This is a genomic window from Pseudomonas sp. B5(2017) (genome assembly GCF_002112825.1).
Taxonomy (GTDB): domain Bacteria; phylum Pseudomonadota; class Gammaproteobacteria; order Pseudomonadales; family Pseudomonadaceae; genus Aquipseudomonas; species Aquipseudomonas putida_Z.
The window spans coordinates 210,067-233,461 of record NZ_NEIR01000006.1 but is presented as its reverse complement, the minus strand read 5'-3'; the positions used below and the strand labels follow the sequence as shown (position 1 = coordinate 233,461).

General features: G+C 64.3%; 18 protein-coding genes and 1 pseudogene. 8 read left to right on the top strand and 11 right to left on the bottom strand.

Features of this window, described 5'->3' with window-relative positions; genetic code table 11:
* The first annotated feature begins 28 nt into the window (after positions 1–28).
* From CAG00_RS11490 to CAG00_RS11480, 3 genes are read left to right on the top strand one after another with little or no spacing between them, the layout of a single operon-like run.
* On the top strand, positions 29–988 hold the full coding sequence (locus tag CAG00_RS11490) for an HlyD family secretion protein (RefSeq protein ID WP_085664303.1): 960 nt from the start codon (positions 29–31) through the stop codon (positions 986–988).
* A complete protein-coding gene (gene rbbA / locus CAG00_RS11485) occupies positions 985–3,705 on the top strand; it encodes a ribosome-associated ATPase/putative transporter RbbA (protein ID WP_085664302.1) in 2,721 nt (906 codons plus the stop codon). The genes CAG00_RS11490 and rbbA overlap by 4 nt, the downstream gene beginning before the upstream one ends.
* Before the next feature lies 1 nt (position 3,706).
* Positions 3,707–4,819 carry an ABC transporter permease gene (locus CAG00_RS11480; RefSeq protein WP_085664301.1) on the top strand — a complete coding sequence of 371 codons (1,113 nt, stop codon included), beginning with the start codon at positions 3,707–3,709 and terminating at the stop codon, positions 4,817–4,819.
* 181 nt (positions 4,820–5,000) lie between these two features.
* Here CAG00_RS11480 and CAG00_RS11470 read toward each other — a convergent pair whose 3' ends face one another.
* Positions 5,001–5,405, bottom strand: coding sequence for a flagellar basal body-associated protein FliL (locus CAG00_RS11470; RefSeq protein ID WP_025341058.1), 405 nt, complete (start codon positions 5,403–5,405; stop codon positions 5,001–5,003).
* A 169-nt stretch (positions 5,406–5,574) separates the two neighbouring features.
* Between CAG00_RS11470 and CAG00_RS11465 the strand changes: the two genes are divergently transcribed.
* Positions 5,575–6,552, top strand: a complete 978-nt coding sequence (locus tag CAG00_RS11465) for an NADPH:quinone oxidoreductase family protein (RefSeq protein WP_085664299.1) — start codon at positions 5,575–5,577, stop codon at positions 6,550–6,552.
* Positions 6,553–6,666: 114 nt separating this feature from the next.
* Here CAG00_RS11465 and CAG00_RS11460 read toward each other — a convergent pair whose 3' ends face one another.
* The 5 genes from CAG00_RS11460 to trxA all read right to left on the bottom strand — a co-directional run bounded on the left by CAG00_RS11460 (position 6,667) and on the right by trxA (position 12,118).
* Complete coding sequence (locus tag CAG00_RS11460) at positions 6,667–7,317, bottom strand: gamma-glutamylcyclotransferase (RefSeq protein ID WP_025341060.1); 651 nt, start codon at positions 7,315–7,317, stop codon at positions 6,667–6,669.
* A 245-nt stretch (positions 7,318–7,562) separates the two neighbouring features.
* The gene (locus CAG00_RS11455; RefSeq protein ID WP_085664298.1) at positions 7,563–8,531 is read right to left on the bottom strand and encodes a CDP-6-deoxy-delta-3,4-glucoseen reductase; all 969 of its coding nucleotides are present in this window, start codon (positions 8,529–8,531) and stop codon (positions 7,563–7,565) included.
* Complete coding sequence (gene ubiD, locus CAG00_RS11450) at positions 8,531–9,997, bottom strand: 4-hydroxy-3-polyprenylbenzoate decarboxylase (RefSeq protein WP_025341062.1); 1,467 nt, start codon at positions 9,995–9,997, stop codon at positions 8,531–8,533. Before ubiD ends, CAG00_RS11455 begins: the two co-directional genes overlap by 1 nt.
* Positions 9,998–10,200: 203 nt before the next feature.
* On the bottom strand, positions 10,201–11,460 hold the full coding sequence (gene rho, locus CAG00_RS11445) for a transcription termination factor Rho (protein WP_003253661.1): 1,260 nt from the start codon (positions 11,458–11,460) through the stop codon (positions 10,201–10,203).
* A 328-nt stretch (positions 11,461–11,788) separates the two neighbouring features.
* Positions 11,789–12,118, bottom strand: coding sequence for a thioredoxin TrxA (trxA, locus tag CAG00_RS11440; protein ID WP_075046720.1), 330 nt, complete (start codon positions 12,116–12,118; stop codon positions 11,789–11,791).
* 254 nt (positions 12,119–12,372) lie between these two features.
* Between trxA and ppx the strand changes: the two genes are divergently transcribed.
* On the top strand, positions 12,373–13,875 hold the full coding sequence (gene ppx, locus CAG00_RS11435) for an exopolyphosphatase (protein WP_025341063.1): 1,503 nt from the start codon (positions 12,373–12,375) through the stop codon (positions 13,873–13,875).
* On the opposite strand, the gene ppk1 is transcribed toward ppx, so the two are convergent.
* Positions 13,862–16,105, bottom strand: a complete 2,244-nt coding sequence (gene ppk1, locus CAG00_RS11430) for a polyphosphate kinase 1 (RefSeq protein WP_084785300.1) — start codon at positions 16,103–16,105, stop codon at positions 13,862–13,864. The genes ppx and ppk1 overlap by 14 nt on opposite strands.
* Positions 16,106–16,318: 213 nt before the next feature.
* On the opposite strand from ppk1, the gene CAG00_RS11425 reads away from it, so the two are divergent.
* Complete coding sequence (locus CAG00_RS11425; RefSeq protein WP_085704029.1) at positions 16,319–16,963, top strand: DedA family protein; 645 nt, start codon at positions 16,319–16,321, stop codon at positions 16,961–16,963.
* Between the two features lie 501 nt (positions 16,964–17,464).
* Here the strand turns inward: CAG00_RS11425 and CAG00_RS29055 are convergent.
* Positions 17,465–17,893: pseudogene (locus tag CAG00_RS29055) on the bottom strand (sterol desaturase family protein); the annotation flags it as partial.
* Positions 17,894–18,203: 310 nt separating this feature from the next.
* Here CAG00_RS29055 and elbB point away from each other — a divergent pair.
* Positions 18,204–18,863, top strand: coding sequence for an isoprenoid biosynthesis glyoxalase ElbB (gene elbB, locus CAG00_RS11415; protein WP_025341066.1), 660 nt, complete (start codon positions 18,204–18,206; stop codon positions 18,861–18,863).
* 153 nt (positions 18,864–19,016) lie between these two features.
* Here elbB and CAG00_RS11410 read toward each other — a convergent pair whose 3' ends face one another.
* Positions 19,017–19,469 (bottom strand): YaiI/YqxD family protein, encoded by a 453-nt coding sequence (locus CAG00_RS11410; protein ID WP_025341067.1) that lies wholly within the window; start codon positions 19,467–19,469, stop codon positions 19,017–19,019.
* A 172-nt stretch (positions 19,470–19,641) separates the two neighbouring features.
* Here CAG00_RS11410 and CAG00_RS11405 point away from each other — a divergent pair, with 172 nt between their 5' ends.
* Positions 19,642–22,497 carry a class I adenylate cyclase gene (locus CAG00_RS11405; RefSeq protein WP_085664296.1) on the top strand — a complete coding sequence of 952 codons (2,856 nt, stop codon included), beginning with the start codon at positions 19,642–19,644 and terminating at the stop codon, positions 22,495–22,497.
* Between the two features lie 116 nt (positions 22,498–22,613).
* On the opposite strand, the gene rnk is transcribed toward CAG00_RS11405, so the two are convergent.
* Positions 22,614–23,024: a nucleoside diphosphate kinase regulator gene (gene rnk, locus CAG00_RS11400; protein WP_025341069.1), complete on the bottom strand. Its 411-nt coding sequence runs from the start codon at positions 23,022–23,024 to the stop codon at positions 22,614–22,616.
* Between the two features lie 146 nt (positions 23,025–23,170).
* The gene (locus CAG00_RS11395; RefSeq protein ID WP_085615904.1) at positions 23,171–23,395 is read right to left on the bottom strand and encodes a DUF1289 domain-containing protein; all 225 of its coding nucleotides are present in this window, start codon (positions 23,393–23,395) and stop codon (positions 23,171–23,173) included.

Genomic DNA, 23,395 nt, shown 5'->3' with positions numbered 1-23,395 from the left:
GTGTGCATGACCGCAAGGATGCAGACCGATGAACCGATACGCCCCCAGGATCTTCGCCACCGCACTGATCACCCTACTCGCAGCCGCCGGTGGGCTGGGGTACTGGAAGTCGCTCCACGACCAGCTGCCCGAAGGCCTGAGCATGGGCAACGGCCGCCTGGAAGCCACCGAAGTGCAGATCGCCAGCAAAATCCCCGGCCGCCTGGCCGAAGTGCTGGTCGACGAAGGTGACAAGGTAACTCGCGGCCAGCTGCTGGCGCGCATCGACACCCGTACCATGGAAGCCCAGCGCAGCCAGGCCGAAGCCGAAGTGCTGCGCGCTCGGGAAAACTACGCCGCCGCCCAGGCCAGCGTGCAGCTGCGCCAAAGCGAACTGCTACTGGCCAGCCAGGAGCTCAAGCGCGTGCGCGAGATCTTCCAGCGCAAATACGCCAGCCAGCAGTTGCTCGACCAACAGCAGGCGCGCTTCGACACGGCCAACGCCGCCGTGGTCGCCGCCCGCGCCCAACTGGCGGCGATCAAGGCCGCCATCGGCGCCGCCGAGGCCCAGGTGGCGCAGCTCACCAGCGAGATCGACGACAGCAGCCTGCGCGCACCGATCGACGGCATCATCCAGCTGCGCCTGGCCGAGCCCGGTGAAGTGTTGGGTGCCGGCGGCCGCGTACTGATGCTGATCGACCCCAGCGACCAGTACATGAACCTCTACCTGCCCGCCTCCACCAGCGGCCGGCTGACCGTCGGCGACCAGGCGCGGATCGTGCTCGACGCCCTGCCCGAGCGGGCGCTGCCGGCGAAGGTGGCCTTTGTCGCGGCCAAGGCCCAGTTCACCCCCAAGCAGGTGGAAACCCGCGACGAGCGGCAGAAGCTGGTGTTCCGGGTCAAGTTGCGCCTGACCGACCCGGGCGCCGTACCGCAGGCCAAGCCGGGCATGCCAGGCGCCGGCTATGTACGCACGGCTGAGGTGGACTGGCCGGCCAACCTGCAATGAACGCCCCGGCACTGCTGGCCGAGGGTATCAGCCATCGCTACGGCGACCTGGTGGCCCTGCACCCCCTCGGGTTCAGCCTGCCGGCGGGCACCCGCTGCGCGCTGATCGGCCCTGACGGGGCTGGCAAATCGACCCTGCTGGGGCTGATCGCCGGCGTCAAGCGCCTGCAACAGGGCGAACTGCAGGTGCTGGGTGGCTCGATCCGCCAGCGGCGCCATCGCGCGGCGCTGTACCCGAAAGTGGCGTTCATGCCGCAGGGGCTGGGCAACAACCTGTATCCGGAGCTGTCGATCAGCGAGAACATCCGTTTTTTCGCCACCCTGTTCGGCCTCGGCCGCCGCGAATGCGAACAGCGCATGGCCAACCTGCTGCAGGCCACCGACCTGCAGCGCTTTGCCGAGCGCCCGGCGGGCAAGCTGTCGGGCGGCATGAAACAGAAGCTGGGCCTGTGCTGCGCGCTGATCCACGAGCCGGACCTGCTGATCCTCGACGAGCCGACCACCGGCGTCGACCCACTGTCACGGCGGCGTTTCTGGGAGCTGGTCGAACAGGTACGCGCGCAGCGCCCGCAACTGACCCTGCTGGTGGCCACCGCCTACATGGAGGAGGCCGAACAGTTCGAGCATTGCCTGATGCTCGATGGCGGCCGCCTGCTGGCCGCCGGCCCCAGCCATGAGCTTGCCGCAGTCACCCCCAGTGGCAAGCTGGACGACGCCTTCACCCATTACCAAGGTGCAGGCAAGGCACAACACCCTCCGCTCATCATTCCACCGCGCCCGGCCACTGACACCTCGGTCGCCATCGAGGCCCACGACCTGACACTGCGCTTTGGCGATTTCACTGCAGTGAACAAGGTCAGCTTCGCCATTGGCCGCGGGGAGATCTTCGGCTTCCTGGGCTCCAACGGCTGCGGCAAGACCACCACCATGAAAGTGCTCACCGGCCTGATGCCGGCCAGCGAAGGCAGCGCCAGCCTGCTCGGCCGCCCGGTGGATGCCAGCGACCTGGCCACGCGCAAGCGGGTCGGTTTCATGTCGCAGAGTTTTTCGCTGTATGGCGAGCTCAGCACCCGACAGAACCTGACCCTGCATGCCCGCCTGTTCGACCTGCCCAAGGCCGAGAGCGCCCAGCGTATCGACGAGCTGATCGAGCGCTTCGACCTGGGTGCCATCGCCGACCAGCCATCCGGCGCCCTGCCCCTCGGCCTGCGCCAGCGCCTGTCACTGGCGGTGGCGGTGCTGCACCGCCCGGAAGTGCTGATCCTCGACGAACCCACCTCCGGCGTCGACCCGGCTGCCCGTGACGACTTCTGGCGCCTGCTGGTGGAGCTGTCACGCGAGCAGGGCGTGACCATTTTCCTTTCTACCCACTTCATGAACGAAGCCCAACGCTGCGACCGCATCTCGCTGATGCATGCAGGCCGGGTGCTGGCCTGCGACACGCCGGGTGCCCTGCAACGCCAGTATCAGGGCAACACCCTGGAAGACGCGTTCGTACGCTGCCTGGAACAGGCCCAGGAAATGGCGCCGCAGGCCACCGACAACGCCGTGCTGGAGCAGGCCACCACGCCTGCGCCGGCGCTGCGCCAGGGCTTCAGCCTGCGTCGCCTGCTGGCGGTGGCCAACCGTGAGGGCAAGGAGCTGCTGCGCGACAAGGTACGCCTGGCCTTCGCCCTGCTGGGGGCAGTGTTCATGATGGTGATCTTCGGCTATGGCATTTCGCTGGATGTGGAAAACCTCGCCTTCGCCGTACACGACCAGGACCAGAGCCCGCAAAGCCGAGCCTATCTGGAAGCCTTCCGTGGTTCACGCTATTTCGCCGAACAGGCGCCTATCCGCGATACCCGCGAAATGCACCAGCGCCTGCAGCGCTCGGAAATCAAACTGGCGCTGGAAATTCCGCCCGGATTTGGCCGCGACCTGTACGCCGGGCGTCAACCGGTGGTGGCTGCCTGGCTCGATGGCGGCATGCCGTTCCGCGCGGAAACCAGCCGCAACTACGTGGAAGCCGTGCATCAGGCCAACCTCGAGCAACTGGCCAAGGCCAGCCCACAGCCGCAGCCGCGCCAGGACCTGGTGCGTCTGGAAACCCGTTTTCGCTACAACCAGGATGTGGTCAGCGTGAACGCCATCGGCCCGGGGGTAATGGCGCTGATCCTGGCCTTCATCCCGGCCATGCTCACCGCGCTGGGTATCGTCCGCGAGAAAGAGCTCGGCTCCATCACCAACTTCTACGCCACACCCCTCACCCGCCTGGAGTTTCTGCTCGGCAAGCAGATGCCCTATCTGGCCGTGAGCCTGGTCAACCTGGCGCTGCTGGTGGCGATGAACCGCTGGCTGTTCGCCGTGCCGCTCAAGGGCAGCGTGCTGGCCCTGGCCTGTGGCGGCGTCGCTTACCTGCTGGCGACCACCAGCCTGGGCCTGCTGATCTCGGCCTTCACCCGCACACAGATCGCCGCCATCCTGGGCACCATGATCATCACCAGCCTGCCGACCATCCAGTTTTCCGGGCTGATCGTGCCACGCTCGTCGCTGGACGGCGCGGCGGCGGTGATGGGCCAGCTGTTCCCGGCGGGCTACTTCCTCGACATCGCGGTCGGCACCTTCACCAAGGCGCTGGGCCTGCGCGAACTGTGGCCGCAGTGCCTGATCCTGCTCAGTTTCTTTGTCGTGTTCACTGGCCTGAGCCTGGCCATGCTGAAGAAGCAGGAGGCCTGAGATGTCGCGCCTGAACCACACCCTGCGCCTGGGCCTGAAAGAGCTGACCAGCCTGCGCCATGACAGCGTGCTGCTGTTGTTCCTGCTGTATGCCTTCAGCGTGGCCATCTACATGCCCGCAGCCGGCTCGGTGATCGGCGTGCACAACGCCAGCGTCGCGGTGGTGGACGAAGACCACAGTCTGCTGTCACGCAAGCTCGGCGAAGCCCTGCAACCACCCGAATTCCAGCCCGCCGTGCCGCTGCCCCCGGGGCGCCTGGACCAGGCCATGGACAGCGGCCAGTACACCTTCGTGATCAACGTGCCGGTGAATTTCCAGAGCGACCTGCTGGCCGGGCGCTCGCCGGAACTGCAGATCAATGTCGACGCCACGGCCATGAGTCAGGCGTTCATGGGGGCCGGCTATATCGGCCGTATCTTCGAACGCGAGTTGCTCGACTACAGCCAGCGCAACAACACGCAGAGCCCGGTGCTAATCAACGCCAAGGCGCTGTTCAACCCCAACCTGGAGGGTGGCTGGTTCCTGGCGGTGATCCAGATCGTCAACAACATCACCATCCTGGCGATCATCCTCACCGGCACCGCGTTGCTGCGCGAGCGCGAGCACGGCACCCTCGACCACCTGCTGGTGCTGCCGCTGACCGCGCTGGAAATCATGTTGGCGAAAATCGCCAGCAACGCGCTGGTGGTGGTGATATGCACCTGGATTTCGCTGGTGGTGGTGGTCAAGGGCGCGCTTGGCGTGCCGCTCTCCGGTTCGATGGGCCTGTTCCTGGCCGTGACCGCGCTGTACCTGTTCGCCAGCACCGCACTGGGCATCTTCCTCGCCACACTGGCGCGCTCGACGCCACAATTCGGCCTGCTGGCAATCCCGGTGATCATCCCGATGCTGTTGCTGTCCGGCGGCAGCACACCGCTGGACAGCATGCCGCAGTGGCTGCAGTGGGTGATGCAAGGGTCGCCGTCGACGCACTTTGTCAGCCTTGGCGCCGCAATCCTGTTCCGTGATGCCGGATGGACGGTGGTGTGGCCGGACATCCTGGCACTGGCCGTGATCGGGCTGGTGTTGTTCGGTGTGGCGCTGGCGCGGTTTCGCCGAAGCCTGGCGTCCTGATCCGCGCATACCCGGCTCAAAATCTGAAAGATTGCGCGATTCCTGTGGGAGCGGGTTTACCCGCGAACACCGGCGCAGCCGGTGCCATGCACCGCGTTGGATTCTTCGCGGCTAAAGCCGCTCCCACAGGGATCGCGCCACAGTGCGGATTGCGCTGTTCCTGAGAGAGCCGGCTTGCCGGTCACTGCACGATCAGGTTGTTGAACAGCAAGTCTTCAACGATCGGCTTGCCCTCTTCGGCTTCCATCACCTGCTGCACCTGTTTCAGCGCTTCCTGGCGAAGATGCTCCTTGGCCTCGACGTTGCTCATGCTGTCCACCGACTGTTGGGTGAACAGCGCCACCAGCTGGTTGCGGATCAGCGGTTCGTGGTGCTTCACCGCCTTGGCGGCTTCGTCGCCGGTTACGCGCAGGGCCACGTCGGCCTTGTACACGCGCAGCCGCGGGCTGCCGTCGAGGGCGTAGTTACCGACAAAGGGCGGGCTCAGGCTGATGTAGGCGACTTTCGGCGCCCCTTCCTTGGCTTCCTCGGCCATGGCCGCAGCCGGCAGCAGCAGCGCCAGCACCATCAAGATCCACGCTTTCACGAATTTGCTCCTCAATACAGTTGGCGCCAGCTTACCCAGCATGCCGCTCAAACCCAAGCCCGGGCTTGTGCCGCCACTTATGCCTGCACATCAGGGCGCCCCATGCTCGTTGACCGGGCAGGCGGCCCTCCTACACTTATCGGCCACGACCCGCAAAGGAATAGCCCCGATGAAAGCTGTGTTGTGCAAAACCCTGGGCCCGGCGCGCGACCTGGTGCTGGAAGAGGTGGCCAGCCCGGTGCCGAAGAAAAACGAGATCCTGCTGGATGTGCAGGCCGCCGGGGTCAACTTCCCCGACACCCTGATCATCGAAGGCAAGTACCAGTTCCAGCCACCGTTGCCGTTCTCCCCCGGCGGCGAGGCAGCGGGCGTGGTGGCCGCCGTTGGGGAAAAGGCCGGCGCGTTCAAGGTCGGCGACCGGGTCATGGCGCTGACCGGCTGGGGTGCATTCGCCGAGCAGGTGGCGGTACCGCTCTACAATGTGTTGCCGATCCCGGCGAGCATGGACTTCACCACTGCCGCGGCATTCGGCATGACCTACGGCACCTCCATGCACGCCCTGCGCCAGCGCGGCCAGTTGCAGGCGGGCGAGACCCTGCTGGTGCTGGGCGCGTCCGGCGGGGTCGGCCTGGCGGCGGTGGAGATCGGCAAGGCCATGGGTGCGCGGGTGATCGCGGCCGCCAGCAGTGCGGAAAAACTGGCCGTGGCCAAGGCAGCCGGCGCGGATGAACTGATCGACTACAGCCAGGCCAGCCTGCGTGACGAGATCAAGCGCCTGACCGGCGGCCAGGGCGTGGACGTGATCTACGACCCGGTGGGTGGCGAGTTGTTCGAGCAGGCAGTGCGCGGGCTGGCCTGGAATGGCCGGTTGCTGGTGGTGGGTTTTGCCAGCGGGACCATCCCGCAGCTGGCGGCCAACCTGGTGCTCCTCAAGGGCGCGGCGGTGCTCGGGGTATTCTGGGGGGCGTTTGCCCAGCGTCAGCCGGAGGACAATGCGGCCAACTTCCGGCAGCTGTTTGCATGGCATGCCGAAGGCAAGTTGAAGCCGCTGGTGTCGCAGACTTATCCACTGGCTAAGGCAGGGGCTGCCATTGAAAAGTTGGGGCAGCGTCAGGCTGTGGGTAAGTTGGTGGTGCTGGCCAGGTAAGACAGTTCCGGCCTTTTCGCGGGCACGCCCGCTCCCACAGGAATACCATGCCGTTCGAGGCTGTGGTGATCCTGTGGGAGCGGGCGTGCCCGCGAAGAGGCCGGTGCAGGCTAATCAAACTTCGCGCAGGTTATGGCAGCGCCTGAACCGCGCCTCCAGGTTGCGATCGGGCATCTGGTGGCTGCGCAGGGCATTCAAGGTCTGTTCGACATAATCACGCGTGGTGCCATAGCGCCCCTTGGCACTGGCCAGGATCTGGCTGAGCAGGGTGTCCGGCAGGTTCCCGGCATAGCACGGCAGATGCCGCTCCAGCACGAAGCCCAGGGCCTGCACCTTGCTGCCATCACCCAACCGGCAACTGAGCCAGTGCGGCCGGTACGCCGGGTACGGCATCTCGCGCTGCCACAGGGCCATCAGCGACTCGTCCAGGCTGCTTTCATCCAGCCGGTAGGCAAAACCACTGCAGGAGCCCCCACGGTCCAGGCCGAACACCAGCCCGGGGGTTTCCGGGGTGCCGCGGTGTTCGTGCGACCACAGGTACAAGCCACGGTGGTAACCATGTACCCGCGCGCGTTGGCGCTCCACCGAGTTGCACTCCGGTCGCCAGATCAACGAACCATAGGCGAACAACCACACCGGCCCACCCTGATGGCGAGACATAGTTGTCTTCATGGAATTGAACAACTGTTCGCGGGTATGTTGCTGACCGAAGTCGAGTGTCGGTGGATATGAAACTTCCCAGGACATACTTTCAAGTGCCGACATAAGCTGCCGCCATTATCCCTGTGAACTACGGATGTAGCGAGATTCGATTACGATGCGCCCCCAGCCTCTGTACCAAGGGCGCTTGCAGTAACCATAGGACAGAAGTGCAGGAATACTCAAGCCCTCGCGCCAGAGTTTCATCCGCGCTCCCGACGACTGGAAAGTACTGTTTCGGCAACTGTGAAAGTTATTAGCCAAGGCGGTAACAATTACCGCCTTATACCCACACTTTCAAACTTCGGTTATTAGCCGCGTGGTGCGTAGGCAAACACATCGGCGCGCATGCGGTGCGCATCCATTCCGGCTTCGACCAGGGCGTCGAGCGTGGCATAGATCATGTTCGGCGAGCCGCTGGCATATACATGCACGCTGTTGAGGTTGGCGATGTCCTCGCAGACCGCCTCATGCAGCATGCCGCAACGGCCTTCCCAACCGCACAGGTCGCTGACCACCTGATGCAGGAACAGGTTGGGCAGGCGCTGCCATTCGTCCCAGTGCTCGATCTGGTAGAAGTCCTCGGGCCGGCGCACGCCCCAGTACAGGTGCACCGGGTGCTTGAAACCCTGAGCCCGGCAATGCTCGACCAGGCTGTGCATCTGGCCCATGCCGGTGCCAGCAGCGATCAGCACCAGCGGCCCATCGGGCAACTCGGCCAGGTGGGTGTCGCCGAACGGCATTTCGATGCGCGCCAGGCCGTCGCGCTTGAGCTGCTCGATAAGTTGTACCGCACTGGGCTCGCGCGCCAGCACATGCAGCTCCAGCTCGCGCCCGGCATGGGGTGCGGAAGCCAGCGAAAACGCCGCCTGCTTGCCGCCTTCGCGCTCGATCATCAGGTACTGCCCCGCGTGGTAGCGCGGCGGCCTGCCAGCCGGCGCGCGCAACCGCACGCGCCAGACGTCGCCACCGACCTCGACGCACTCACTGACACTGCACGCCAGTTTGCGCACCGGCAACTCGCCCAGGGCGAGCACACCATCCCAGAGCAACACGCAGTCCTCCAGCGGTTCGGCAATGCAGGTGAACAGCTCGCCATGGTCGCGGACTTCACCGTCCTGGCGTACCCGGCCTTCGACCAACAACGCGGCGCAGACATGGCAATTGCCATTGCGGCAGCTGTTCGGGCAGTCATAGCCCAGCCGCCGCGCTCCATCCAGGATCCGTTCCCCGGGTTCGAGCGCCAGCACCGCCCCGGACGGCTGCAACGTTACCTGCATCAATCTATTCCCAACTGATCCCACAGCTCATCGATACGGCGGGTGACGGCTTCGTCCTTGACGATGACCCGTCCCCATTCGCGTGTAGTCTCGCCCGGCCACTTGTGCGTGGCGTCCAGGCCCATCTTCGACCCCAACCCGGATACCGGCGACGCGAAGTCCAGGTAGTCGATCGGGGTGTTGTCGATCATCACCGTATCACGCTTGGGGTCCATGCGCGTGGTGATGGCCCAGATCACATCGTTCCAGTCGCGGGCATTGATATCGTCATCGGTGACAATAACGAACTTGGTGTACATGAACTGTCGCAGGAACGACCACACACCCAGCATCACGCGCTTGGCGTGGCCCGGGTACTGCTTCTTCATGGTCACCACCGCCATGCGGTACGAGCAGCCTTCCGGCGGCAGGTAGAAATCGACGATTTCCGGGAACTGCTTCTGCAGGATCGGCACGAACACTTCGTTCAGCGCCACGCCGAGGATCGCCGGCTCATCTGGCGGGCGGCCGGTGTAGGTGCTGTGGTAGATCGGTTTCTGCCGGTGGGTGATGCGCTCGACGGTGAACACCGGGAAGCTGTCCACTTCGTTGTAGTAGCCGGTGTGGTCGCCGTACGGGCCTTCCGGGGCCATTTCGCCCGGGTGGATCACGCCTTCCAGGATGATTTCGGCGGTGGCCGGTACCTGCAGGTTGCTACCCCGGCACTTGACCAGTTCGGTGCGGTTGCCGCGCAGCAGGCCGGCGAAGGCGTACTCGGAGAGGGTGTCCGGCACCGGGGTCACGGCGCCGAGGATGGTGGCCGGGTCAGCGCCCAGGGCCACGGCGACCGGGAACGGCTGGCCAGGGTTCTTCTCGCACCATTCGCGGTAGTCCAGGGCCCCGCCACGGTGGCTGAGCCAGCGCATGATGACCTTGTTGCGGCCGATCACCTGCTGGCGGTAGATGCCCAGGTTCTGGCGGTCCTTGTTCGGGCCGCGGGTGACGGTGAGGCCCCAGGTGATCAGCGGCGCCACGTCGCCCGGCCAGCAGTGCTGAATCGGCAGAGCGCCGAGGTCGACATCGTCCCCCTCGACCACCACTTCCTGACACACCGCGTCCTTGACCACTTTCGGCGCCATCGACACGACTTTCTTGAAGATCGGCAGCTTGGACCAGGCATCCTTCAGGCCCTTCGGCGGCTCAGGCTCCTTGAGGAAGGCCAGCAGCTTGCCGATTTCCCGCAGTTCATCGACCGACTCGGCGCCCATGCCCATGGCCACGCGCTCCGGGGTGCCGAACAGGTTGCCCAGCACCGGGATGTCGAAGCCGGTGGGCTTTTCGAACAGCAATGCAGGGCCCTTGGCACGCAGGGTGCGGTCGCAGACCTCGGTCATTTCCAGGACGGGGGAGATCGGAACCTGGATGCGCTTGAGCTCGCCGCGCTGTTCCAGGCCACGGATGAAGTCGCGCAAGTCGCGATACTGCATGCAGGAGCCTCGTGTTGGCCGTATCGGTCGGGGGTGCAGAGTGTAGCGCCGTTCAGTGCCTAATAGCCAAAAATGACTTGGGGCCGCTTCGCGCCCCATCGCGACACAAGGCCGCTCCTACAGGATTACGCATTCCCCTGTAGGAGCGGCCTTGTGTCGCGATGGGGCGCGAAGCGGCCCCAATCAATTCCGGCCTGAAACGCTTACTTGCGCTTCATCGACAGGAAGAACTCGTCGTTGGTCTTGGTCTGCTTGAGCTTGTCGACCAGGAACTCGATGGCGGCGATTTCGTCCATCGGGTGCAGCAGTTTGCGCAGGATCCACATGCGCTGCAGTTCGTCGTCGGCGGTCAGCAGCTCTTCGCGGCGGGTACCGGAACGGTTGATGTTGATGGCCGGGAACACGCGCTTCTCGGCGATGCGGCGGTCCAGCGGCAGCTCCATGTTGCCGGTGCCCTTGAACTCTTCGTAGATCACTTCGTCCATCTTCGAGCCGGTTTCGACCAGCGCGGTGGCGATGATGGTCAGCGAACCGCCTTCCTCGATGTTACGCGCGGCACCGAAGAAGCGCTTCGGCTTCTCCAGGGCGTGGGCGTCGACACCACCGGTCAGTACCTTGCCGGAGCTCGGGATCACGGTGTTGTAGGCACGCGCCAGACGGGTGATGGAGTCCAGCAGGATGACCACATCCTTCTTGTGCTCGACCAGGCGCTTGGCCTTCTCGATCACCATTTCGGCAACCTGCACGTGGCGGGTTGGCGGCTCGTCGAAGGTGGAAGCAACCACTTCGCCGCGCACGGTGCGCTGCATTTCGGTCACTTCTTCCGGGCGCTCGTCGATCAGCAGAACGATCAGGTGGCACTCGGGGTTGTTGCGGGTGATGTTGGCCGCGATGTTCTGCAGCATGATCGTCTTGCCCGCTTTCGGCGGAGCAACGATCAGGCCACGCTGGCCTTTGCCGATCGGGGCGCACAGGTCGATGACGCGGCCGGTCAGGTCTTCGGTGGAGCCGTTACCGGCTTCCATCTTCAGGCGCTTGTTCGGGAACAGCGGCGTCAGGTTTTCGAACAGGATCTTGTTCTTCGCGTTTTCCGGGCGGTCGAAGTTGATGGTGTCGACCTTCAGCAGGGCGAAGTAACGCTCCCCTTCCTTCGGCGGGCGGATCTTGCCGACGATGGTGTCACCGGTACGCAGGTTGAAGCGGCGGATCTGGCTGGGCGAGACGTAGATATCGTCAGGGCCGGCCAGGTAGGACGCATCAGCCGAACGCAGGAAACCGAAACCATCCTGGAGAATCTCCAGCACGCCGTCACCCGAGATCTCTTCGCCGCTTTTCGCGTGCTTCTTCAGCAGGGCGAAAATCACGTCCTGTTTGCGCGAACGGGCCATGTTTTCGATGCCCATCTGTTCGGCCATTTCCAAAAGATCGGTAATCGGCTTTTGCTTGAGTTCAGTCAGGTTCATAAGGGGAGTGACGTAATCATGTAAGAAGGGAGAATTAAGCTTCTGGCTTAATGAGGCCGCGCCGCTAGATGGCGACAGGATCGCGTACTGATTCGAATTAGGGATGCTTCGGCGACGGCGTGTAGAGGGCACTGGAGAAGCAGTGCGAGGCCGAATGTAACACTTGCTTTTTTCGACGTCTAGTGGTTTTGACCGGGTAAATCGTGCCATGTGGGAGCGGGTTTACCCGCGAAGGCGGCAGCGGGTTCGGCATCGAATTCGCGGGTAAACCCGCTCCCACAGGCCCTTCGGGCAAAGAAAAGCCCCGCATCTGCGGGGCTTTTTCATATCACAGGTGGGCGTCGAGGAACGCGGCCAGCTGCGATTTGGACAGGGCGCCGACCTTGGTGGCTTCGACGTTGCCGTTCTTGAACAGCATCAGCGTCGGGATACCACGCACGCCGTGCTTGGCCGGGGTTTCCTGGTTCTCGTCGATGTTCAGCTTGGCGACGGTCAGTTTGCCGTTGTAGGTAGCGGCGATGTCGTCCAGTACTGGAGCGATCATCTTGCATGGACCGCACCATTCAGCCCAGTAGTCGACCAATACCGCGCCTTCGGCCTTCAGGACATCGGCTTCGAAGGAGGCGTCGGTGACATGTTTGATCAGATCGCTGCTCATGGATATCTCCAGGGTCGTAAGCAAAAAAACGTGGCCCATGATAGCCGCACCCACGCCCGACAGGAAGCCACGGACGATTGAGTGTAACTATAGTTGTGCAAGACGCCACGAATCGAAACTGTCATACAAACGTCATAGCATCGAATGGCACATTGCCTTGCATCAAGGCCAGCTCAACGGCTATGTACCACGCGTTGGCGACAGCCTGCTATCGTGGCACGATTGCCGGGTTAACGACCGAGAACAACCAGATCATGCCGCAAACCATCGCGAAGAACCTGTCCCTGATCGCCGCCATCGACCTTGGCTCCAACAGCTTTCACATGGTCGTGGCCAAGGCCCACCATACCGAAATCCGCATTCTCGAGCGGCTCGGCGAGAAGGTTCAGCTGGCCGCTGGCATCGACGAAGAACGCAAGCTCAGTGAAGAGGCAATGGAACGAGGCCTGGATTGCCTCAAGCGCTTTTCCCAACTGATCAACGGCATGCCGGCAGGCTCGGTGCGCATCGTCGGTACCAACGCCTTGCGCGAAGCGCGCAACCGCAACGAATTCATCCAGCGCGCCGAAGCCATCCTTGGCCACCCGGTCGAGGTGATCTCCGGCCGTGAAGAAGCGCGCCTGATCTACCTGGGTGTGTCGCACACCCTGGCCGATACCCCCGGCAAGCGCCTGGTGGCCGATATCGGCGGCGGCAGTACCGAGTTCATCATCGGCCAGCGCTTCGAGCCTCTGCTGCGCGAAAGCCTGCAGATGGGCTGCGTCAGTTTCACCCAGCGCTACTTCCGCGACGGCAAGATCACCCCGGCCCGCTACGCCCAGGCCTACACTGCCGCGCGCCTCGAGCTGATGAGCATCGAGAATGCCCTGCACCGCCTGACCTGGGACGAGGCCATTGGCTCGTCCGGTACCATTCGTGCCATCGGCGCCGCCATCAAGGCAGGCGGCCTGGGCAATGGCGAGGTCAACGCCGAGGGGCTGGCCTGGGTCAAGCGCAAGCTGTTCAAGCTGGGTGAGGTCGACAAGATCGACTTCGAAGGCGTCAAGCCGGACCGCCGCACCATCTTCCCGGCGGGCCTGGCGATTCTCGAAGCGATCTTCGATGCCCTGGAACTGCAGCGCATGGACCACTGCGACGGCGCCCTGCGCGAAGGCGTGCTGTTCGACCTGCTCGGCCGCCACCACCACGAAGACGTGCGCGAACGCACCCTGAACTCGCTGATGGAGCGCTACCACGTGGACCAGGGCCAGGCTGCGCGCGTTGAGCGCAAGGCATTGCACGCCTTCGACCAGGTGGCCGACGCGTGGGACCTCAAAGACGGGAATTGGCGCGATCTGCTGGGCTGGGCGGCGAAAGTGCACGAAATCGGCCTGGATATCGCCCACTACCACTATCACAAGCACGGCGCCTACCTGATCGAACACTCCGACCTGTCGGGCTTCTCCCGCGAGGACCAGCAAATGATGGCCTTGCTGGTGCGCGGCCACCGCCGCAACATCCCCAAGGACAAGATCGCCGAGCTGGGTGAGGAAGGGGTCAAGCTGCTGCGCCTGTGCGTGCTGCTGCGCTTCGCCATCCTGTTCCACCACATCCGTGGCAACCAGCAGATGCCGAAGGTCGAGCTCAAGGCTGCCGACAGCAGCCTCGATGTGGCCTTCCCTGAGGGCTGGCTGGAACAGAACCAGCTGACCCAGGCCGACTTCGCCAACGAGGCGGAGTGGCTGGCCCGGGTCGGCTTCGTCCTCAGCGTACGTTGAGGACCGGGTTGCTCAGGCGCTCCAGCAGGGTCGCCTGGGCACTGCGCGGGTTCTGGTTGCCGGTTGGCGTGCTGCGCACGTAGCGCCCGTCCGGCTGCAGGGTCCAGGCGTGGGTGTTGTCGGTAAGGTAGCCTTCCAGCTCCTTCTTCACCCGCAGCAACAGCTTCTTGCCTTCCACCGGGAAGCAGGTCTCGACACGCTTGTCGAGGTTGCGCTCCATCCAGTCGGCACTGGACAGGTAGATCTGCTCTTCGCCGCCATTGAGGAAGTAGAACACCCGCGTGTGCTCAAGGAAGCGGCCGATGATCGAGCGCACCTGGATGTTGTGCGAAACCCCCGGAATGCCTGGGCGCAGGCAGCACATGCCACGCACCACCAGGTCGATCTTCACGCCCGACTGGCTGGCCTTGTACAGCGCCTTGATGACCTTGGCGTCGGTCAGCGAGTTGAACTTGGCGATGATATGCGCCGGCTTGCCTTCGAGGGCGAACTGGGTTTCCCGCGCGATCATGTCGAGCATGCCCTTCTTCAGGGTGAACGGCGCGTGCAGCAGTTTCTTCATGCGCAGGGTCTTGCCCATGCCGATCAGCTGGCTGAACAGCTTGCCGACGTCCTCGGTGAGGGCGTCGTCGGAGGTCAGCAGGCTGTAGTCGGTGTACAGGCGGGCGTTGCCGGCGTGGTAGTTACCAGTGCCCAGGTGCGCATAACGCACGATCTCGCCCTGCTCGCGGCGCAGGATCAGCATCATCTTGGCGTGGGTCTTGAAGCCGACCACGCCGTAGATCACCACCGCACCGGCCGCTTGCAGGCGGCTGGCCATCTGCAGGTTGGACTCTTCGTCGAAGCGCGCCCGCAACTCGATCACCGCAGTGACCTCCTTGCCGTTACGCGCCGCGTCCACCAGCGCGTCGACGATTTCCGAGTTGGCCCCGGAACGGTACAGGGTCTGGCGCACGGCAAGCACGTGCGGGTCCTTGGCGGCCTGGCGCAGCAGGTCGATCACCGGGGTGAAGGACTCGAACGGGTGCATCAGCAGGATGTCCTGCTTGCCGATCACGCTGAAGATGTTGTCGGCGTTCTGCAGCAGCTTGGGGATCGCCGGGGTGAACGGCGTGTACTGCAGCTCGGGGTGGCTGTCCAGGCCGGTGATGCTGAACAGGCGGGTAAGGTTGACCGGGCCGTTGACCTGGTACAGCTCGCTTTCGCTGAGGCTGAACTGCTTGAGCAGGTAGTCCGACAGGTGTTTCGGGCAGGTGTCGGCCACCTCCAGGCGCACAGCGTCACCGTAGCGGCGCGAGAACAGCTCGCCGCGCAGGGCGCGGGCCAGGTCGTCGACCTCTTCGGAGTCCAGCGCCAGGTCGGCGTTACGGGTCAGGCGGAACTGATAGCAGCCCTTCACCTTCATGCCCTGGAACAGGTCGTCGGCGTGCGCGTGAATCATCGACGACAGGAACACATAGTTGGCGCCCGGTCCACCCACCTCTTCTGGCACCCGGATGACCCGCGGCAGCAGGCGCGGGGCCGGGATGATCGCCAGGCCCGAATCGCGGCCGAAGGCGTCGACACCCTCGAGCTCGACGATGAAGTTGAGGCTCTTGTTCACCAGCAGCGGGAACGGGTGGGTCGGGTCGAGGCCGATCGGGGTGATGATCGGGGCGATTTCGTCGCGGAAGTAGCGGCGCACCCAGGTCTTGAGCTTGGGTGTCCAGTAACGCCGGCGGATGAAGCGGATATGGTGCTTTTCCAGCTCTGGCAGCAGCACGTCGTTGAGGATCGCGTACTGGCGCTCCACTTCGCTGTGCACCAGGTCGCTGATGCGTGCCAGCGCCTGGTGCGGCTGCAGGCCGTCGGCACCGGCCTGCTCACGGGCGAAGTTGATCTGCTTCTTCAGCCCGGCGACGCGGATCTCGAAGAACTCGTCGAGGTTGCTGGAGAAGATCAACAGGAACTTGAGGCGTTCGAGCAGCGGGTAGCTCTCGTCCAGCGCCTGTTCCAGCACACGGATATTGAACTGCAGCTGCGAGAGCTCGCGATGAATGTACAGGCTGCTGTCGTCCAGGCCTGGGATGATGATTGCAGGGGCCGGCGCGGGGGCCGGAGCCGCAGTTTCTGCCACCGGTTCCGCGGCAGGCAGGGGCGCCGGCGGCAGGTCTGGCGGGGTCTGCACCATCTCTTCGGGAAGCTCCTGAGCATCCTTGATCGCGACAGGGGTTAGCACTTCATTATTCATCTGGCGTTCCTGAGGACGTTAACGCCCTATCATCTATTGAGCGGCAAGATAAGCGCCCATTATGACGCCTGTGTTACATGCCAGGGCAAGCCATGGCGCGTGGCTTCTGGCATTCTCCGAGCAGGAATTGTTCATGTCGAGACACATTTGGACACTTTCACGAACGCGCGCGAAGGGGTAGGCTTCGCGTTCATTTCGCCAGCACCTCAGAAAATGCTTCAACAATTCCTGCAGGATTTCGGCTACTTCGCCCTTTTTCTAGGCACCTTCTTCGAAGGCGAGACCATTCTGGTGCTTGCGGGATTCCTTGCGTTCCGCGGTTACATGGATATCAACCTGGTGTGCCTGGTGGCGTTTTTCGGCAGCTATGCCGGCGACCAGCTGTGGTACTTCATGGGCCGTCGCCACGGGCGCAGGATCCTGGCACGCAAACCGCGCTGGCAGGCGATGGGTGACCGGGCGCTGGACCACATCCGTCGCCATCCCGACATCTGGGTACTGAGTTTCCGCTTCGTCTATGGCCTGCGCACGGTCATGCCGGTGGCCATTGGCCTGTCCGGCTACCCGCCACGCCGCTATCTGCTGCTGAATGGTCTTGGCGCGGCCATCTGGGCAGTGGCCCTGGGCGCGGCCGCGTATCACTTCGGCGCCATCCTCGAAGGCCTGCTGGGCAACGTGAAGCGCTACGAGCTATGGGTGCTCGGTGGCCTGTTGGCGCTGGGCGGCCTGCTGTGGCTGCGCCGGCGCTTCCGCACGTTGCGCGCGGAGCGCAAGGCGGCGGGCAAGGCCCAGGCCCCAGAGGCTGAGCAGGCTGTAAGCCACGAGCAGCAACCAGGCCAGCGGCACGACCACCGCTAGGCCCAGTGCGCCGGCCAGGTACAGCGCCGGCGCATTCGCCAGCAACCGTACCAGCTCCAGGCGCACGGCCCATGGCCGGTTCTCCAGCAGCGCGCCAAGCACGAACAAGCCAAACGCCATCAGCGCCCAGCCGAGTACCAGGGCGGAGGTTGGCACGCGTTCGGCCACCTCCATCAGATAGCTGCCCAGCGCCACGTAACCCACGAATTGCGCCGCTACATAGGCCTGCTGCGCACGGCCCAGGGCAACCTCGAACTTGCGAAACAACGCCAGGTCCTGCTTGGCCTGCGGGTAGCGTGCGGCCACATCGGCCGGGCGCCAGCCGGTGGGCATGAACCAGATGCGCAGTTTGTCCCACAGGCTGCCGGCGCGACGGGCGTCGTGCCAGAGCTGGGCATAGAACTGCAGGTTGGCCCACAGCGGGTTCCAGCTGGCCAGCGGCGTGGTCACCCCGAACACCACCGGCTCTGCCGGATCTTCCTCTTTGAAGGTGCCGAACAGACGATCCCAGAGAATGAACACGCCGCCGTAATTGCGATCCAAGTAAGCAGGATTTTGCGCATGGTGGACGCGATGGTTGGATGGCGTGATCAACACCCACTCAAGCCAGCCCAGCTTGGGAATGTGCCGGGTATGCACCCAGAACTGGTACAGCAGGTTGAGCGACGCCACCGTGATGAACACCAGCGGCGGCACACCGAGCAACGCCAGCGGCAGGTAGAACAGCCACGAGAAGATGAACCCGCTGCTGGTCTGGCGCAGCGCCGTGGTGAGGTTGTATTCCTCGCTCTGGTGATGAACCGAGTGGGCAGCCCACAGCACGTTGCGCTCGTGGCCAAGACGATGCAGCCAGTAGTAGCAGAAGTCGTACAGGACAAAGGCCAGCAGCCACACCCACCAGGCCTGCGGCGGCAGGCGCAGCAACGCCATGTGCTCGAACGCCAGGGCATAGGTCACCAGCCCCACCCCTTTGGTCAGCAACCCGGTACTGGTCGACAGCGCACCGGTGCTGAGGCTGTTGATCGAGTCAGCCAGGGTGAAGTTGCGCTGGCCGCGCACACGGTCGGCCAGCAGTTCGACGGCGATCAGCACGAAGAAAAACGGCACGGCCAGCAGGATCAGGTCCATGGGTACGACCTCAGGTGTTATCCGCCAAGATTAGGCCGCGCTTGCAGGAATCCCTATGGCTACATCTGCCAAACTAGAGGACATTTAGCGCCTCGACACTGGAGTAAAAAGCATGACAAAAAAAGTAGCGGTGATTCTTTCCGGCTGTGGCGTTTATGACGGCGCCGAAATCCACGAAAGCGTGATCACCCTGCTGCGCCTCGACCAGCGTGGTGCGCAGGTGCAGTGCTTCGCGCCGAACATTGCGCAGATGCATGTGATCAACCACCTGACCGGCGAGGAAATGCCCGAATCGCGCAATGTGCTGGTGGAGTCGGCGCGCATTGCCCGCGGCGAGGTCAAGGACATCCGCGAGGCCAAGGCCGAAGACTTCGATGCGCTGATCGTGCCGGGCGGTTTCGGGGCGGCGAAGAACCTGTCCAACTTTGCCGTGGAAGGCGCCAACTGCAGCGTCCACCCAGATGTGCTGGCCCTGGCCGAAGCCTTTGCCGACGCCTGCAAGCCGGTTGGCCTGATCTGCATCTCGCCGGCGCTGGCGGCGAAGATCTACGGACCAGGCGTGGTCTGCACCATCGGTACCGACGCTGGCACTGCGGCGGCCGTGACGAAGATGGGTGGCACCCATGAAGAGTGCGATGTGCACGATATTGTCGAGGACACCCAGCGCAAGCTGGTGACCACCCCGGCGTACATGGAGGCCAAGTCGATCAGTGAAGCGGCTGGCGGGATCTACAAGCTGGTGGATCGGGTGCTGGAGCTGACGCACGAATAGGTTCTTGCTGGCACGCGCTGTGTAGGAGCGGCCTTGTGTCGCGATCGGGCCGCGAAGCGGCCCCGGCAATTTATGCGGCGAAGCTGAAAACCTGGGGCCGCGCTGCGGCCCGATCGCGACACAAGGCCGCTCCTACAGGGACCGCTCCTGCCCTCAGGCTCTGGACAACCGGGCAATGATCCGGTCCAGCGCATTGGCAAACGCCTGTTTCTCTCGCTCGCCATAAGGCGCCTGCCCTCCCCCCACCTGGCCCTGCTCGCGCAGCTCGGTGAACAGGTTGCGCGCCGCCAGCCGATCACCCATGTTGCGCTCGTCGAACTCGCGCCCGCGCGGGTCCAGTGCCGCCACGCCCTTTTTCACCAGGCGGTCGGCCAACGGCACGTCACTGCAGATCACCAGCTCGCCAGGCACGGCGTGCTCCACCAGGTAATCATCGGCCGCGTCCATGCCGCTGGGCACCACGATCAGGCGCACGATCGCGAACGCCGGCTTGGCCACAGCCTGGCCCGCCACCATCACTACCTCGAACTTGCGCTTGAGGGCGAACTTGACGATCAGATCCTTGGCCGCCTTGGGGCAGGCGTCGGCATCGATCCACACACGCATCGGAAAACCTCGCAATCAGCTTGAGGCCCCCATCATGCCTCAAGCGCAACGAAAGCTGCAGCCGCCGCCCACGCGCGCTGGGAAAATGGCGCCAATATTTCAATTGCCGCTTATCCGACCCCGCCACTCAGGCTACACTCGCCACAGCTCCGCTGGCCTGCCCGAGTGCGCAATGAACCACCCCCACGAAATCCGCCCCGACCTGGACGAAGGCATCGACCGCAAGGTCCTGGCGACATTGCGTGCGCGCTTCCTGCGGCTCAACCAGGGTCGGCTGCAGCGGGCCCTGGAGGGCCTGTCGACGCGCCAGCAACAGGTGCTGACGCTGCTGCCGCTGCTGTTTCATGTGAACCACCCGTTGCTGCCGGGCTATGTCTCCGGCAGCACCCCCGCCGGCGTATCGGGCTACGAGCCAAGCGCCGACCTGGTAGTCGAGGCCCAGCGCCTGGCACGCTCGTTCACCTACAAGGCCCGCCATGGCAATCCGCCGCGGCCGATCCACGGCCTGTTCCTGATGGGCAGCCTGGGCTCGCTGGCCCAGGCCGAGCACAGCGACATGGACCTGTGGGTGTGCCATGCACCCGGTCTGGCCGACGAGCTGCTGGGCGAGTTGCGCCGCAAATGCCAACTGCTGGAGGCATGGGCGGAAAGCCTGGGTGCCGAGGCACACTTCTTCCTGATCGACACGCAAGGTTTCGCCCAGGGCCAACGCGAGGGCCAGCTCGGTTCCGACGATTGCGGCACCACCCAGCACTACCTGCTGCTGGACGAGTTCTACCGCACCACTATCTGGCTGGCCGGGCGCACGCCACTGTGGTGGCTGGTGCCGGTCTACCAGGAGCACGATTACCACACCTATACCCAGACCCTGCTGTCCAAGCGCTTCATCCGCAGCCAGGACGCCCTCGATCTCGGCAACCTGGCGCACATTCCGCCCGGCGAGTTCGTCGGCGCCGGCTTGTGGCAACTGTTCAAAGGCATCGACTCGCCCTACAAGTCGCTGCTCAAGCTGCTGCTGACCGAGGCCTATGCCAGCGAACACCCCGCCGTACGCTGCCTGAGCCTGGACTACAAGCAGGCAGTGTTCGCCAACCAGCTCGACCTCGACGAGCTGGACCCGTACGTGATGGTGTACCGGCGCATCGAGTGCTACCTGCTGCAGCGTGGCGAACACGCGCGCCTGGAGTTGGTGCGGCGCAGCCTGTACCTGAAGGTGAACAAGAAGCTCAGCGACCCGGCCCGGGCCAATGGCTGGCAACGCCGGCTGTTGCAGCGCCTGGCCGACGAGTGGGGCTGGGACGAGCGCCAGTTGGCCCTGCTGGACAGTCGCAACCAATGGAAAGTGCAGCAGGTTGCCGTCGAGCGCCGCGAGCTGGTGGCCGAACTGAACCACAGCTACCGCTTTCTCAGCCAGTTCGCCCGCACTCAGAACGCCAGCAGCCGCGCCGACCAGCGCGATCTCAATGTGCTGGGCCGGCGCCTTTACGCGGCCTTCGAGCGCCGCGCCGGCAAGGTCGAAGTGATCAACCCCGGTATCGCCCCGGACCTGGCCGAAGGCACCCTGACCCTGGTCCAGGCGCCTAACCGCAAAGAGCCCGGCAGCCACCACTGGGAGCTGTACACCGGCAACCTGAGCCCCCATGAGGTGGACCACTTCAGCCCGCTCAAGCGTTGCCGCGAACTGCTCGAACTGCTGACCTGGGCCCATCGCAACGGGGTGATCGACAGCAGCACGCGTCTGGCGCTGCACCCGGGTGTCAGCGACCTCAGCGAATTCGAGCTGTTCAACCTGGTCGGCTGCCTGCAGCAGAGCATCCCCCTGCCCTTGCCGACCGTCAGCGAAGTGCGCCTGCTGCAACCCAGCGTTGCCGACGAGGTGCTGCTGCTGGTCAACGTCGCCATCGACCCACTGCGCCACCACCGCGACCTGAACATCCTGATGACCACCGAGCGTACCGACTCGTTGAGCTATGCAGGCGTGCGCGAAAACCTGGTCCTGACCCTGGACCAGGTCACCCTCAACAGCTGGAACGAGGTACTGGTCCAGCGCTATGACGGCGAGCACGCGCTGGTGCGCTGCCTGCGCGACTTCCTCAACAGCCCCGTGCTGCGCGGCCACCGGCCGAGGGTGCGGGTGCGCTGCTTCTGCCACAGCCGCGCCCAAGCCATCGGCCAACGCGTGGAGGAAATCTTCGACACCGTGCAGCTGCTGCTGGACCAGGGCCTGAACCACCGCTACCTGCTGCAGGTGGCCCAGCACACCCATGTGCTGGAGCTGCTGGCCGGGCACGTCGGCCTCACCACCCTGGCCGAGCACGAGGCACTGCTGGACCACCTGGGCGAAGAGCGTAGCGCCTACAGCCCGCTGTACCTGGATGCCAACGCCCTGCAGGACCACGACCTGCACCTGGTGCTGGAGCAGGGCCGGCCGGCCTGCATCCAGGTGTTCTACCGCCTGCAGGGTGGCTGGGCCGAGCTGTACGTGCTGGATGAATACAATGCCCTGTGGCAGCAACGCCTGCCTCTGCACGACGAAGCCCACCTGCTGTTGCCGCTGCAGCGCTTTCTGCGTTCGGTGGTGATGCGCCGTGATGCCCGGCTGCCGCTGGACACCCAGCGCGCGGCCTCACTGGACATCCACTACGCGCAACTGTTGCCTTCCGGGCCAGGCAAGGCGCGCAGCATCGAGCCGCGCCAGGCCCCGCTCGAGGGTAGCGACCAGCCTTACTATGAGGTGCAGGCGATAATCCAGGCCGGAGTGGCGGGTGCGGCGCACGTGACGCTGTATTGCGACCAGCAGGAGTTTTCCGAACTGGAGCATGGTGAACAGCTGTATGCGGTAGCCGCCCGGCAGATCATCGGGCAGCGACATGGTGCAGGGCAGTACCGCTGCTACATCACTGACCTGGATTTGTCCGAGTTGCTGGATGACCAGCTGGGGTCGACGCAGCTGTACCTGCGCTACAAGCGGGAGCTGGAGCAGGCTTTGAACGAGGGGTTGGAGCAGGTTTTGGCGCAAGAAGCTTGAATTGCCGGGGGCGCGTTGCGCCCCTTTCGCGACACAAGGCCGCTCCTACAGGGGAATGCGTAATCCTGTAGGAGCGGCCTTGTGTCGCGATGGGCCGCAAAGCGGCCCCCTGGCCCTTACAGGTCGAAATCGCCCGCCGCTTCCGGCTGGTATTCCACTTCCAGCAGCTTCAGCTTGAGGGTCTTGCCCCCCGGTGCCGGCCAGTCGATCTGCGCACCCACCGACAACCCCAGCAAGGCGCAACCGATCGGCGCCAGGATCGAGACCTTGCCTTCCGGCCCGGCATCCTTCGGGTACACCAGGGTCAGGTGGTAGTCCTTGCCGCTGGCTTCCTCACGGCAGTGCACGCGCGAGTTCATGGTCACCACGCCAGCCGGGACTTCCTCGTGACCGACCACCTGCTCGGCGCGGTCCAGCTCGTCCTGCAGGGCGAGCACACCCGGCGTACTCTCGTCGAGGCTGTCGATCAGACGCTCCAGACGTTGTACGTCCAATCGGGTGAGGATGAGGGAAGGCTTGGTGCTCATGATCCAGTCAGACTCCTTTGAACAGGCGGTTTTCATCGTGCAGATAAAGCAAAACCCCGCCCAAGGGCGGGGTTTGTGAAGGCTTTGGCGTCACCGACGCAGAACCCGACGTTACCACAGCCGGGTAAATACTCAAGCCCCTGCGATCAGTGTGCCTTAGCCTGGTCGCGCAGGGCCTGGGCCTCGCGGCAGATCTGCCGGCGCCGTTGGTCATCGGCCGAACGCCATTCGCGGATGTGCTCGACATGCCGGTGGCAACCCGTGCAGACCCGCTGTTCGTCCAGCCGGCAAACGCTGATGCAGGGCGACGGTACTGCGGGGCTGACGTTGCTGTAGAGCGGCTTGGGCGGCCGGGCCTGGGTGCTGCTCAT

Bases quoted from the DNA above. Each gene is read 5' to 3' on its own strand.
- elbB (WP_025341066.1), top strand. From the start codon at position 18,204: ATGACAAAAAAAGTAGCGGTGATTCTTTCCGGCTGTGGCGTTTATGAC.
- CAG00_RS11455 (WP_085664298.1), bottom strand. From the start codon at position 8,531: ATGCAGGTAACGTTGCAGCCGTCCGGGGCGGTGCTGGCGCTCGAACCC.
- CAG00_RS11395 (WP_085615904.1), bottom strand. From the start codon at position 23,395: ATGAGCAGCACCCAGGCCCGGCCGCCCAAGCCGCTCTACAGCAACGTC.
- rho (WP_003253661.1), bottom strand. From the start codon at position 11,460: ATGAACCTGACTGAACTCAAGCAAAAGCCGATTACCGATCTTTTGGAA.
- ppk1 (WP_084785300.1), bottom strand. From the start codon at position 16,105: ATGAATAATGAAGTGCTAACCCCTGTCGCGATCAAGGATGCTCAGGAG.
- CAG00_RS11460 (WP_025341060.1), bottom strand. From the start codon at position 7,317: ATGTCGGCACTTGAAAGTATGTCCTGGGAAGTTTCATATCCACCGACA.
- ubiD (WP_025341062.1), bottom strand. From the start codon at position 9,997: ATGCAGTATCGCGACTTGCGCGACTTCATCCGTGGCCTGGAACAGCGC.
- CAG00_RS11425 (WP_085704029.1), top strand. From the start codon at position 16,319: ATGCTTCAACAATTCCTGCAGGATTTCGGCTACTTCGCCCTTTTTCTA.
- CAG00_RS11465 (WP_085664299.1), top strand. From the start codon at position 5,575: ATGAAAGCTGTGTTGTGCAAAACCCTGGGCCCGGCGCGCGACCTGGTG.
- CAG00_RS11480 (WP_085664301.1), top strand. From the start codon at position 3,707: ATGTCGCGCCTGAACCACACCCTGCGCCTGGGCCTGAAAGAGCTGACC.
- trxA (WP_075046720.1), bottom strand. From the start codon at position 12,118: ATGAGCAGCGATCTGATCAAACATGTCACCGACGCCTCCTTCGAAGCC.
- CAG00_RS11410 (WP_025341067.1), bottom strand. From the start codon at position 19,469: ATGCGTGTGTGGATCGATGCCGACGCCTGCCCCAAGGCGGCCAAGGAT.
- rbbA (WP_085664302.1), top strand. From the start codon at position 985: ATGAACGCCCCGGCACTGCTGGCCGAGGGTATCAGCCATCGCTACGGC.
- rnk (WP_025341069.1), bottom strand. From the start codon at position 23,024: ATGAGCACCAAGCCTTCCCTCATCCTCACCCGATTGGACGTACAACGT.
- CAG00_RS11405 (WP_085664296.1), top strand. From the start codon at position 19,642: ATGAACCACCCCCACGAAATCCGCCCCGACCTGGACGAAGGCATCGAC.
- CAG00_RS11490 (WP_085664303.1), top strand. From the start codon at position 29: ATGAACCGATACGCCCCCAGGATCTTCGCCACCGCACTGATCACCCTA.
- ppx (WP_025341063.1), top strand. From the start codon at position 12,373: ATGCCGCAAACCATCGCGAAGAACCTGTCCCTGATCGCCGCCATCGAC.